The organism is Streptomyces sp. NPDC005574 (assembly GCF_040605435.1).
In the GTDB taxonomy this organism is placed as follows: domain Bacteria; phylum Actinomycetota; class Actinomycetes; order Streptomycetales; family Streptomycetaceae; genus Streptomyces.
In genome coordinates this window covers 90,254-102,457 of record NZ_JBEXCW010000017.1, presented here as the reverse complement: position 1 = coordinate 102,457, position 12,204 = coordinate 90,254, and the positions used below count along the sequence as shown (strand labels likewise).

The window sequence follows — 12,204 nt, the reverse complement described above, 5'->3', positions numbered from 1 at the left end:
GCCGGCACCGAACCCGGCGGCGACCCGGCCGCCCGTTCCTGCGCGACGGGCAGGGCCACCGGCCGGTGCACGGCGCCCAGGCCAAGTTCGCCAAGGACCCGCACTGGAGGGACCTCGTCCTGTTCTACGAGTACTTCCACGGCGACGACGGCAGCGGTCTCGGCGCCTCCCACCAGACCGGCTGGAGCGGACTGGCCGCGGTCACCGCGACCCTGTTCCACCAGGTCGACTCCGCGGACTGGGGCGCGCTGCGGGAGGAACTTCTGTCATGACGGTCGTCCACGAGATCAACACCCTCGTCTGGCTGGGCGAGTTGACCGTCCGCTACGGGCGCCGGATCACGCTCGGTGAGGTGCCGGGCGAGGTCTGGGACGAGGTGGCCCGGCCGGGCGTCGACACCGTCTGGCTGATGGGGGTCTGGGAGCGGAGCCCGGCCGGGCTGCGGATCGCGTTGCGTGAGGAGGGCCTCATGGCGTCCTTCCGCGAGGCGCTGCCCGACGTCACCGAGGCGGACGTCGCCGGCTCCCCGTACTGCGTGCGCGCCTACGTGGTCGACGCGTCCCTCGGCGGGACGGCCGGGCTGGCCGCGGCGCGCGCCGAACTCGCGGCGCGCGGGCTGCGGTTGATCCTGGATCACGTCCCCAACCACGTGGCCCCCGACCACCTGTGGACCGCCCGGTACCCGGACCGGCTGATCCGGGGCGGCGCCGACGACCTGGCGCGTGATCCGGACGCCTTCGTCGAGGCGAGCGGACACGTCTACGCCCGGGGCCGCGACCCCTACTTCCCGCCCTGGCCCGACGTGGTCCAGCTGAACGCCTTCAGCGAGGAATTGCGCGAGGCGACGGTGGAGACGCTGGTGTCCGTGGGCGACCAGGCGGACGGCGTGCGCTGCGACATGGCGATGCTGATGATGAACGACGTCTTCGCCAGGACGTGGGGGGAGCGGGCGGGCCCACCGCCCGCCGAGGACTTCTGGCCGCGGGTGATCGAGCGAGTCCGCGAGCGCCATCCGGATTTCCTGTTCGTCGCGGAGGCGTACTGGGACCTCGAAGGGGCGCTGCTCCAGCAGGGCTTCGACCACTGCTACGACAAGCGGCTGTACGACCGGCTGCTGCACGAGGACGCCGATTCCGTCCGCGCCCATCTGCGGGCCGACCCGGCCTACCAGCGAGGGCTCGTCCGCTTCGTCGAGAACCACGACGAGCCGCGGGCCGCCGCCGTCCTGCCCGGGGAGCGGGGCCGGGCCGCGGCCGTGGTCGTCGCGACCCTCCCCGGGGCGACGCTGTGGCACGAGGGCCAGTTCGAGGGCCGCCGGACGCGGACACCGGTGTTCCTCGCGCGCGGCCCCCGCGAGCCGGTCGACGAACCGCTGCGCGCGTTCTACGGCCGTCTGCTCCCGGCCGCGGCCACCGCACGCCGGGGGGTGTGGCGGCCCCTCGCCCCGGTGGGCCGGCCCGACAACGACACCCACCGGGGTGTGCTGGCCTGGACCTGGACGCACGCGGACGCCCGCCATCTGGTCGTCGTGAACCAGTCCGACCGCCCGGCCCAGGCGCGGCTGCCCCTCCCGTGGGAGGACCTGCGCGGGCTCCGGCACCGCCTGAGTGACCTGCTCGGCGACCGGACGTACGACCGGGCGGGCGACGAGCTGTGCGACCCGGGCCTGTTCGTCGCGCTGGACCCCTGGGAGGGGCAGGTCTTCGCCGTGTCCGTCACGGGCGGGGAGACCGGCTGAGGTGGGGGCGGGCCGGGGCGGCGGCGCTCAGCGCCCGGTCGCTCCGGCCCGCAGGCCGTCCATGATCAGGTCCAGCAGCCGGGCGGCCCGCGGCTGCCAGTCGCCGCGGGGGTCGAGCTGCCACAGGCCGCCGATCGCGAGGAAGAAGTCGTCCGCGCTCACACCCGGGCGGACGGTGCCCGCCTCCTCGGCGGCCCGCAGCAGAAGTTCGGCCGCCGAGGTCACCGGGGCGTTGCCGGGTTTCTCCGGCGTCCCGGGTGCGCTGGTGGCCTGGCGGATCGCGTCCGCCAGGCCGGCCTTGGCCATGGCGAACTGGGCGAGCCGGTCCATCCAGTCGCGCAGGGCCCGGTCCGGTTCGTGGGTCTCCAGCAGCTTTGGCGCCGCGTCGGCGACCTGCTGCATCTCGTGGCGGTAGATCTCCAGCACGAGCGACTCGCGGTTGGGGAAGTTGCGGTAGAACGTGCCCTGTCCCACGCCCGCCTTCTTGGCGATGACGCTGAGCGGCGCGTCCGCGGAGCGGGTCAGTTCGGCCAGCGCGACGTCCAGGATGCGCTCGCGGTTGCGTTGCGCGTCCGAGCGCAGAGGCCCGTCCTTCTTCTGCTCCACTCGTCCTCCTCACGGGCTCGCGGCCGAAACCCGTTCTTGCTAACCGGACAGTTGTCCACTACGTTCTACCGGTAACGGACAGCTGTCCGGTTGAGTCCACTCTAGCGTCGGTGCCCCGCGCGGAGCACTCCACCTTCCTCCCGAACCGTCCGGCGGCCGGAGCGTCCTCCGGCGGCGCCCCCGAACCCGCGATACGCGAAAGAAGGCTGATCATGACCACAGCCCCTCCATCGACGTACAGCGCCATCACCCTGAACGTCAACGGCGAGAAGCACGCTCTGACCGTCGACCACCGCACCACCCTGCTCGACGCCCTGCGCGAGCGCCTCGACCTGACCGGCACCAAGAAGGGCTGCGACCAGGGCCAGTGCGGCGCCTGCACCGTCCTGCTCGACGGCCGCCGGGCCGTGTCCTGCCTCCAGCTCGCCGTGGCGGCCGAGGGACGCGAGATCACCACCATCGAAGGCATGGCCGAGGGCGACCGACTGCACCCCGTGCAACAGGCGTTCCTCGACCTCGACGGCTACCAGTGCGGCTACTGCACACCCGGCCAGATCTGTTCGGCCGTCGCCGTGATCGAGGAACACGCGGCGGGCTGGCCGAGCGCCGTCACCGAGGACGTCCGCCCCGAGGCCGGACCCCCACCCCTGACCGCCGAGGAGATCCGCGAACGGATGAGCGGAAACCTGTGCCGCTGCGGCGCCTACGTGTCGATCGTCGAGGCCGTCGCCCGCGCCGCCGGCGCCCACGCCGAGAAGAAGACCTCGGAGGCCGCCGCGTGAAGGAGTTCACCTACCGGCGCGCGCTCGACGTCTCCGGCGCCCTCGCCCTGCTCGACGCCGACCCGGACGCACGCTACCTCGGTGGCGGCACCAGTCTCGTCGACCTGATGAAGACCGGCGTCGAACGGCCCTCCGGGCTCGTCGACGTACGCGAACTGCCCCTGGACGGGATCGAGTCCACCGACGGCGGCGGCCTGCGCGTCGGCGCGACCGTCACCAACAGCGCGCTCGCCGCCCACCCCGACGTCCGCCGCCGCTACCCGGCGCTGGCACAGGCCGTGCTCGCCGGCGCCTCCGGACAGCTGCGCAACATGGCCACGGTCGGCGGCAACCTGCTCCAGCGCACCCGCTGCGGCTACTTCACCGACGTCACCAAACCCTGCAACAAGCGCGTGCCCGGCAGCGGTTGCCCCGCCGTCGAGGGCGAGCACCACAACCATGCGATCCTGGGCGCCTCCGACCACTGCGTGGCCGTCCATCCCTCGGACATGGGCGTCGCCCTGACGGCCTTCGACGCCGTCGTCACCTACGAAACACCCGACGGGCCAGGGGAGTTGCCGCTCACCGAGTTCTACCTGCCCGTGGGCGACACCCCGCACCGGGAGACCGCCCTGCCGGCCGGCGCGCTGATCACCGGCGTCACGCTGCCGCCGGCCCCGGTCGCCGCGCGCTCCCGCTACCGCAAGGTGCGCGAACGCGCCTCGTACGCCTTCGCCATCGGCTCGGTCGCCGCCGCGCTCGACGTCCGGGACGGCGTCGTACGAGATGTACGGCTGGCCTTCGGGGCGGTCGCCTCCCGGCCGTGGCGGGCCCGCACGGCCGAACGCGTGCTGACCGGGGCGCCGCCGGACGCCGAGAGCTTCGCCGCCGCCGCCGACGCCGAACTCGCCGCCGCCGAGCCGCTGCCCCGCAACGGGTACAAGGTGCCGCTGACCCGCAACCTCGTGGTGGCCGTGCTCACCGAACTCGCCAGGGAGGACACCCGATGACCACCGCCACCACCGGCACCCCCAGGATGCGGGGCGCCGTCGGCACCGCGCACACCCGCGTGGAGGGACGCGACAAGGTCACCGGAGCGGCCCGCTACGCCGGCGAGATCCCCTTCGCCGAACTCGCCCACGGCTGGCTGGTGTTGTCCACCGTCGCCCGGGGCCGGATCCGCGCGGTGCAGGACGCCCCCGTCCTCGCCATGCCCGGGGTGGTCACGGTGCTGCACCACGGCAACGCCCCGCGTCTGGAGACCGGCTACGTGGGCCTGTTGGGCACCGCGCCGGACCCCACCTGCGCCGTCTTCCAGCACGACCGCGTCCCGCACCTCGGCTGGCCGGTGGCCCTCGTCGTCGCCGAGACGTCCGAACAGGCCAGGGAAGCCGCCGAGTCGCTGGTGGTGCACTACGACCAGGAGCCGCACCAGGTCGCGTTCTCCGCCGCGAGCCCGGGCGCCTACGCCCTGGACGGCCACATGCCTGCGGTGGCGGCCAAGGGCGACCTGGAGTCCGCGCTCGCCGGCTCCGCGGCCGTCGTGGACGCCGAGTACACCACCCCCGAGGAACACCACAACCCGATGGAGCCGCACGCCGCGACGGCCCGCTGGGAGGACGGCCGGCTCGAACTCGTCGACTCCAACCAGGGCAGCGGCTGGGTCTCGGACGAACTGGTGAAGCTGTTCTCCCTCGACCCGGCCTCGGTGCGGGTGCGGTCCGAACACGTCGGCGGCGGCTTCGGCAGCAAGGGCGTCCGCGCCCACCAGGTGGCCGCCGTCATGGCCGCGACGATCCTGCAGCGCCCGGTGCGGGTCGTGCTGACCCGCCGGCAGATGTTCACCCTGGCCGGCTACCGCAGCCCCACGATCCAGCGGGTCAGGCTCGGCGCCGACGCCGACGGTCGGCTGCGCGCCCTGGAGCACGACTCCCTCAACCTCACCTCCACCGTCTACGAGTTCGTCGAGCCCGCCTCCGGGCCCGCCCGCACGATGTACGACGCCGAGGCCCACCACACGGCCAACCGGCTCGTGCGGCTCGACGTCCCCTCGCCGACGTGGATGCGCGCACCCGGCGAGGCGCCGGGATCGTTCGCCCTGGAGTGCGCGCTCGACGAACTCGCCGAGAAGTGCGGGCTCGACCCGATCGAACTGCGCGCCCGCAACGAACCCGACCGCGGCCCCGTCTCCGGACTGCCCTTCAGCGGCCGCAACCTGCTCGCCTGCTTCCGCGAGGGCGCCCGCAGGTTCGGCTGGGCGGACCGCGACCCGCGTCCGGGCCTGCGCCGCGAAGGCGCCTGGCTGCTCGGCACCGGCACGGCCGCGGCCTCCTTCCCCGCCGGGGCGGCGCCGTCCACGGCGGCCGTGACGGCGGAGGCCGACGGCACCTTCACCGTACGGATCGCCGCGGCCGACATCGGTACCGGAGCCCGCACCGCGCTCACCCTGGTCGCCGCGGACGCGCTGGAGACGGCGCCCGAGAACGTCCAAGTACGCATCGGCGACAGCGACTTCGGACCGGCGATGATCGCCGGCGGCTCCATGGGCACCCGCTCCTGGGCCTGGGCGGTCACGGCGGCGGGCCGTGAACTGCGCGAACGGCTCACACCGGGCACCACCGTCCCGCCCGAGGGCATCACCGTCCGCTCGGACACCACCGAGGCCGTCGGTGCCCTCGCCCGACGCGAACGGCACTCCTTCGGCGCGCAGTTCGCGGAGGTCGCCGTGGACCCCGCGACCGGCGAGGTGCGCGTGCGCCGCATGCTCGGCATCTTCGCGGCGGGCCGGATCGTCAACCCGCTCACCGCGCGCGGCCAGTTCGTGGGCGGCATGACCTGGGGCATCTCCATGGCCCTGCACGAGGAGGCGGTCCGAGACCAGGTCTCCGGCGGCCTCTACGGCGCCGACCTCGCCGGCTACCACGTCGCCACGCACGCCGACGTCCCCCGCATCGAGGCCGACTGGGTGGACGACCCCGACCCGGACGACCCGGTCGGCATCAAGGGCATCGGCGAGATCGGCATCGTCGGCGCCGCGGCCGCCGTCGCCAACGCCGTCTGGCACGCGACCGGCGTACGCCACCGCAACCTGCCCATCCGGCCCGACCGCGTCCTGACGGCGGCCCCGCATGCTTGACATCGCCGCCGAACTCGCCGTCTGGGCCGAGGAGGGCCGGGACTTCGCCGTGGCCACGGTCGTGGCCGTCGGCGGCAGCGCGCCGCGCGGACCCGGCGCCGCCCTCGCCGTCGACAGCGAGGGCACGGTCGTCGGCTCGGTCTCCGGCGGCTGCGTCGAAGGGGCCGTGTACGAGCTGTGCCTGCGGGCGCTCCAGGACGGCGAGACCGTTCTGGAGCGCTTCGGCTACAGCGACGAGGACGCCTTCGCGGTCGGACTGACCTGCGGCGGGATCATCGACATCCTGGTCACCCCGCTGACCGCGAAGGCACCCGCCCGGACGGTGGTCCGCGCCGCGCTGTCGGCCGCCGCCCGGGGCGAGCCCGCGGCCGTCGCCCGGGTCGTCCGGGGCCCGGCCGAACTCCTCGGCTCGGCCCTGCTGGTACGTCCCGACGGCATTGTCGACGGCGGGCTGGGCGGCGCCGGCGAACTCGACCGGACCGCAGCCGCCGAGGCCCGCGCCGCGCTGGACGCCGGCCGCACCGGCACCGTCGAGCTCTCCGAGGACGGAACGCACTGCCCCGGCGGACTCACCCTGCTCGTCGAGGCGAGCGTGCCACCGCCCCGCATGATCGTCTTCGGGGCGGTGGACTTCGCCGCGGCCCTGGTCCGCGCCGGCAAGTTCCTCGGCTACCACGTGACCGTCTGCGACGCCCGCCCCGTCTTCGCCACCCGGGCCCGCTTCCCCGAGGCCGACGACCTCGTGGTCGACTGGCCGCACCGCTACCTGCGGCGCACCAGGACCGACGCGCGCACCGCCCTGTGCGTCCTCACCCACGACGCCAAGTTCGACATCCCCCTGCTGACGGCGGCCCTGCGGCTGCCGGTCGCGTTCGTCGGCGCGATGGGCTCCCGCCGCACCCACGCCGACCGCGACCGGCGGCTGCGGGAGGCGGGGCTGGGCGAGCGGGAACTGTCCCGGCTGAGGTCCCCCATCGGCCTCGACCTGGGCGCCCGTACGCCCGAGGAGACCGCCCTGTCCATCGCTGCGGAGATCGTCGCGCTGCGCCGGGGCGGCACGGGCACCCCGCTGACCGGCTCGGGATCCCCCATCCACCGCGACAGCGGGGAACGGGAGTCGGCGGCGGCCTGAGGGGGCGCGGGGTGCCCGAGTGGTGACGGCCGGGCCCCGGGCGTACGGTCGAACGGTGGACACAGCGGTGGACGGGACCGTTCACCGACCCCTCGCGCGGGCCCGACCCCCGAGAGTGCGAGACGCCATGAGCAGCAGCCCCCAGCCGACCTCCGCAGCACAGGCCACCGCCGGCGAAACCGGCGGTGGCGGCAGTGCGATGGCGCTGCTCGTCATCGCGTCCTGCCAGCTGATGGTGGTCCTGGACATCACCATCGTGAACATCGCGCTGCCGGACATCCAGCGGTCCCTGGGCTTCTCCACCACCAGCCTCGCCTGGGTGGTCAACGCCTACACCCTCACCTTCGGCGGACTGCTGCTGCTCGGCGGCCGGGCGGGCGACATCCTCGGCCGGCGGCGCGTGTTCATCTTCGGCGTCCTGCTCTTCGTGCTCGCCTCCCTGCTCGGCGGGCTCGCCCAGAACGAGACCCAACTCCTCGCCGCCCGCGCCCTCCAGGGGGTCGGCGGCGCCATCGCCTCCCCGACCGCCCTGTCCCTGGTCAGCACGACCTTCCGCGAAGGCCCCGAACGCAACCGCGCCTTCGGGGTGTTCGCCGCGGTGTCCGCGGGCGGCGGCGCGATCGGCCTGCTCATGGGCGGAATCCTCGTGGAGTGGCTCAACTGGCGGTGGGTGCTGTTCGTCAACGTCCCCATCGGCCTGCTCATCGCCGTCGCCACACCCCGCTTCATCAAGGAGTCCGAACGCCACCCGGGCCACTTCGACATCACCGGCGCGCTCACCTCCACGGTGGGCATGGTGCTGCTCGTGTACGGGTTCATCAGAGCCGCGCAGGAGGGCTGGCGGGACGCCCTCACGCTGGCCTCGTTCGCCGGAGCCGCCGTCGTGCTCGTGCTGTTCGTCTTGGTCGAGCGGCGCTCCAGGCAGCCCATCACCCCGCTGCACATGTTCGCCGACCGCAACCGCGCGGGCACCTACGGCATCATGCTGTGCCTGGCCGCGGCGATCTTCGGCATGTTCTTCTTCCTGACGCTGTTCGTGCAGAACGTGCTGGGCTTCAGCCCGTTGCAGGCCGGGTTCGCGTTCCTGCCGGTCAGCGCGGTCATCGCGGTGGGCGCCGGACTGGCCTCACGGTTCCTGCCCGTCTACGGCCCCAAACCCTTCATGGTGGGCGGCGCGGTCCTCGCGGCGGCGGGCCTGGCCTGGCTGACCCTGACCGACGTGCACTCCACGTACGCGGGCAGCGTCCTCGGCCCGATGCTCGTCTTCAGCCTGGGCATGGGCATGGAGTTCGTCTCGCTCACCCTCATGGCGCTGTCCAACGTCTCCCCACGGGAGACCGGCGCCGCCTCCGGGCTCCTCAACGCCACGCAGCAGGTGGGCGGTTCCCTCGGACTGTCCATCCTGGTCACCATGTTCGGCACGGCCAGCACCAACGAGGCGGACAAACAGATCCCGCGCTTCCTGGCCCAGGCCACCCCGCTCGAACGGTTGCGGTTCCAGCGCACCGGGCAGCTTCCCGCGCCGTGGTCCGACGAGGTGCTCACCGCCGGCGTCTCGGCCGCCTTCGTCACCGCGGCGATCTTCACCGTGGTCGCCGCGCTGATCGCCGTGGTGGTCATCCAGGTACGGCCCTCCGACCTGGAACGCCTCAAGGGCGGGGCCGGGCAACCCGGCGCGCTCTGAAAGCGGTCGGCCGCGCCCCCAGGGGTAGACGCCCACGGCGGGGACGCCGAGCCGGGCGGCGGCCGCCATGCCGCGGACGCCGACAGCGCCGCGCTTCCTCAGGGCAGCGGACGGGGAAAGGTCCTCAGGGCTCCGGCGAGACCGACGGTGTCCGTGCCGATCTTCCGGTAGACGGCGGAGAGCAGCTGCCGTACCCCCTGCTCGGTCAGCCGCAGCTCCTTCGCGACCACCGCCGCACTCTGGCCGCGGGTGGTCATCTCGGCGGCCCGGCGTTCGTGCGCGGTGAGCGTGTCGGCCTGCGCGTAGCGCAGCGGCAGCGGTCGCAACCCGGCGGCCGACAGTTCCTCCCGTGCTCGCCCCGCCACCGCCTCGGCGCCGCAGTGGACGGCGGTCTCCAGCCCCCGGTACAGCCGGTCCGCGGCCTCCTGGAGCCGGCCGCCGCGGGACAGCGCCGTGCCGTGCCCGACCAGCGCACGGGCCAGTTCGTACGAGGCGGGGGACTGTTCCAGCTGTTGCACCGCCTCCGCGTGCAGTGCCAGCGCCGCGGGGCCGCCGGTCACCTCCGCCTCGACGTGCAGCGCCTGACCGATCACCGAGGCCGCCCCGAAGTCCCGGGCCCGCTTCACGGCGTCCCGCGCGATATGGACCGCCCGCTCCGGCGTGGTGGGGGCGAGGGCGGGCGCCAGATCCAGCTGCCAGGGGCACCACGCGGGGTTGCGCCAGGCCCGGGCCTCCAGCCGGTCACCCACGGCCGTGAGCAGCGACCGCGCCTCGGACCGGCGCCCCTCCGCCAGCAGCAGCTCCGCGTACACCGTGCGGGGGTCGGGGTAGATCACGGCGTTCGGGACGACGTCGCCGTAGTGGTAGTGGTCGGCGAGCCGGCGGGCCTCGCCGGTCCGCCCGCGGGCCAGCAGGATCTGGAGGAGGATGCCGATGGCGAACCACTGGGCGGGCACCGCCCCCTCCACCCGGTCGGCGATGCGCAGCCCCTCCCGCACCAGTTCCTCCGCCTCGGCGAGGCAGCCGCGCCGGTAGCGGACGTAGCCGAGCAGGGTGTGGCCCAGCGCCAGGTGGGAGCCCCGCCACCCCTTCTCCTCGCACTCGGCCATGCCCGTGCTGAAGAGTTCCTCCGCCCGCCGTGGCTGGTCGCAGTACATGAACACCAGGGCGACCGAGACGGGCACCTCGAAACCCCGGTTCTCGGTGGTCCAGCTCATGCCGCCGTGCAGTGCCTCCTCCGCGCAGGCGAGGACGGTCTGCCGGGGCTCGCCGCGCACGAGGGCGTCCCAGGCCCGCAGGCCCAGGATGTAGCGCTCCTCCAGACCCCGTCCGGTCAGCTTGGTGGCCAGCTTCGCCAGCTGCCGGGAGCGTGCGGCGGAGTCGGGCTCGTCGGTGCGGAACGCGCTCCACACGAAGTGATCGGCCTGCATGCGCAGCCGGATGCGCGGACCGGTGGCCTGGTGGGCCTCGTCGGCGGCCACGGTCGCCGCCTCGGCCAGCCGGTCGGTGTGCGCCAGCGCCTGGGTCAGCCGGTAGACGATGGAGGCGCGCAGGTCGGGGTCGACGCCGGGCTCGGCGAGCGCCTCCCGGAGATGGCTGACCGTGGCCGTGGGCTCGATCAGGAAGGTCGAGCAGGCCAGTTCGTGGAGGATGGCCGCGCGCTCCTCGGGCTGCGGCGGCTCCCGCAGCGCCCTGGTGAGGACCCGCCGGGCGGCCTCGGGGGCTCCGGCGCGCAGGTACTCGCGCCCGGCGGCCCGGAGGCATTCGACCGCCTCGGGCCGCTCGTCGCAGGGGACCTCCAGCAGATGCCGGGCGGCGGCGGTGGGGCCGAATCCCGCGGCGCGGACCGCTTCGGCGGCCGCGTTGTGCAGTCCCACGCGCAGACTCGGCGGGATCGAGCGGTAGACCGTCGTGGCGATCAGAGGATGGACGAACTCCAGCTCCCCGACCGGCCCGTGACTGTCCGTCAGTATGCGGGCGGCGCGCAGTTTCTCCGTCGCCTCGGCGGCCTCCTGGCTGCCGATCACCGAGAGGTCGGCGGCGATCTGCGGCGAGAAGGAACCACCGAGCACGGAGGCGGCCCACGCGAAGCGCACCGTGGTGGTACCGAGCCGCTTGAGACGCTGGACGAGTCCCGGGCCCTTGACCGCCGCGGCCAGGTCCCGCATCGCGGGCAGGTCGCCGCGGGTGCCCCGCACTCCCCGCTCGGCGAGTCGCAGGGCGAGTTCGACGGCCTCGAAGGGGCTTCCGCCGGTGACCGTCCAGCACTCGTGGCAGAACTCGTCCTCCGCCGCCTCCCCGATCTCCTCCCGGACGATCGCCGCCACGGCCTCGGCGCTCAGGCGCTCCAGCAGGTGGGGGCGGTTGCCGCCAGCTTCGAGCAGGGTGCGGAAGGCGGCGGCTTCCGGAGGCGGTTCGTCGGGCCGGTAGGCGGCGACCACGAGCAGCGGCAGGTCCGCGGTCCGGGACGCGAAGGCGGAGAGCCAGCCCAGGGACTCCGCGTCGGCCCAGTGCAGGTCGTCCAGGAGCAGCACGACGGGCGCCCTCATCATCGTCAGGCGGGTCATGATCCAGTCCAGGCCGTCGCGGACCCCGACCGGGTCCGGCACGTGGGCCGTGTCAGCCGCCTCCAGACCGAGGGCGGCGGCGACGATGTCGTACCAGCTCCCGAGGAACGTCCGGCGCTCGGTCTCGTCCATCGCGGCCAGCGAGGGCTGCAGGAGCTGGCGGACCACGTGGAACGCCAGCCCCTGTTCCTTCTCGCCGCCCTTGCCCGACAGCACGGTGAGCCCGAGCGCGGCGGCGCGGGCGCGGGCGAGCGTGATCAGGGTGGTCTTCCCGAGTCCGGCCGGACCGGCGAAGGCGAGGAATCCGCCGCATGCCGGCCGTGGCACACCGTCGTCGGCACCACGGAGATCCGACACGGCGGATTCGAGGGCGCGCAGTTCGCTGCGGCGTTCGAGCAACGGACGGTACCGGTCGATCGGTTGCCGCGGCCCAGGTGCCATGTGCGCTACCGCTTCCTGTCGTTGAGGGCGGGCGCCGAGCGTAAGTCCTGCGTGTGTCGGATGGCCGTATTAAGACACCAGGACGACAGGGAAGGGTGAACTTTCCGCGGGAGCCGCCCGTGCGTCCGTCCTGCGGATA

8 protein-coding genes and 1 pseudogene are annotated in these 12,204 nt (G+C 73.8%); 7 read left to right on the top strand and 2 right to left on the bottom strand.

Going from position 1 to position 12,204, the window contains the following annotated elements:
• Positions 1-53 precede the first annotated feature (53 nt).
• Both ABZT03_RS14670 and ABZT03_RS14665 read left to right on the top strand, forming a co-directional pair.
• Positions 54-272 (top strand): annotated as a pseudogene (locus ABZT03_RS14670) (hypothetical protein); the annotation flags it as partial.
• Positions 269-1,738, top strand: coding sequence for an alpha-amylase (locus ABZT03_RS14665; RefSeq protein WP_356038530.1), 1,470 nt, complete (start codon positions 269-271; stop codon positions 1,736-1,738). The pseudogene ABZT03_RS14670 and the gene ABZT03_RS14665, both read left to right, overlap by 4 nt.
• Positions 1,739-1,765: 27 nt before the next feature.
• Here ABZT03_RS14665 and ABZT03_RS14660 read toward each other — a convergent pair whose 3' ends face one another.
• Positions 1,766-2,344, bottom strand: a complete 579-nt coding sequence (locus tag ABZT03_RS14660; RefSeq protein WP_356038527.1) for a TetR/AcrR family transcriptional regulator — start codon at positions 2,342-2,344, stop codon at positions 1,766-1,768.
• 212 nt (positions 2,345-2,556) lie between these two features.
• On the opposite strand from ABZT03_RS14660, the gene ABZT03_RS14655 reads away from it, so the two are divergent.
• From ABZT03_RS14655 to ABZT03_RS14635, 5 genes are all read left to right on the top strand, one after another.
• Positions 2,557-3,126, top strand: coding sequence for a 2Fe-2S iron-sulfur cluster-binding protein (locus ABZT03_RS14655; RefSeq protein WP_356038524.1), 570 nt, complete (start codon positions 2,557-2,559; stop codon positions 3,124-3,126).
• A complete protein-coding gene (locus ABZT03_RS14650; protein WP_356038521.1) occupies positions 3,123-4,115 on the top strand; it encodes a xanthine dehydrogenase family protein subunit M in 993 nt (330 codons plus the stop codon). The genes ABZT03_RS14655 and ABZT03_RS14650 overlap by 4 nt, the downstream gene beginning before the upstream one ends.
• Positions 4,112-6,241 carry a xanthine dehydrogenase family protein molybdopterin-binding subunit gene (locus ABZT03_RS14645; RefSeq protein WP_356038519.1) on the top strand — a complete coding sequence of 710 codons (2,130 nt, stop codon included), beginning with the start codon at positions 4,112-4,114 and terminating at the stop codon, positions 6,239-6,241. The genes ABZT03_RS14650 and ABZT03_RS14645 overlap by 4 nt, the downstream gene beginning before the upstream one ends.
• Complete coding sequence (locus ABZT03_RS14640; RefSeq protein WP_356038516.1) at positions 6,234-7,373, top strand: XdhC/CoxI family protein; 1,140 nt, start codon at positions 6,234-6,236, stop codon at positions 7,371-7,373. Before ABZT03_RS14645 ends, ABZT03_RS14640 begins: the two co-directional genes overlap by 8 nt.
• A 127-nt stretch (positions 7,374-7,500) precedes the next feature.
• The gene (locus ABZT03_RS14635) at positions 7,501-9,057 is read left to right on the top strand and encodes an MFS transporter (RefSeq protein ID WP_356038514.1); all 1,557 of its coding nucleotides are present in this window, start codon (positions 7,501-7,503) and stop codon (positions 9,055-9,057) included.
• A 98-nt stretch (positions 9,058-9,155) separates the two neighbouring features.
• Here the strand turns inward: ABZT03_RS14635 and ABZT03_RS14630 are convergent, their stop codons facing one another.
• Entirely contained in the window at positions 9,156-12,065 is a 2,910-nt protein-coding gene (locus ABZT03_RS14630; protein WP_356038511.1) for an AAA family ATPase, read from the bottom strand.
• Positions 12,066-12,204: the final 139 nt, after the last annotated feature.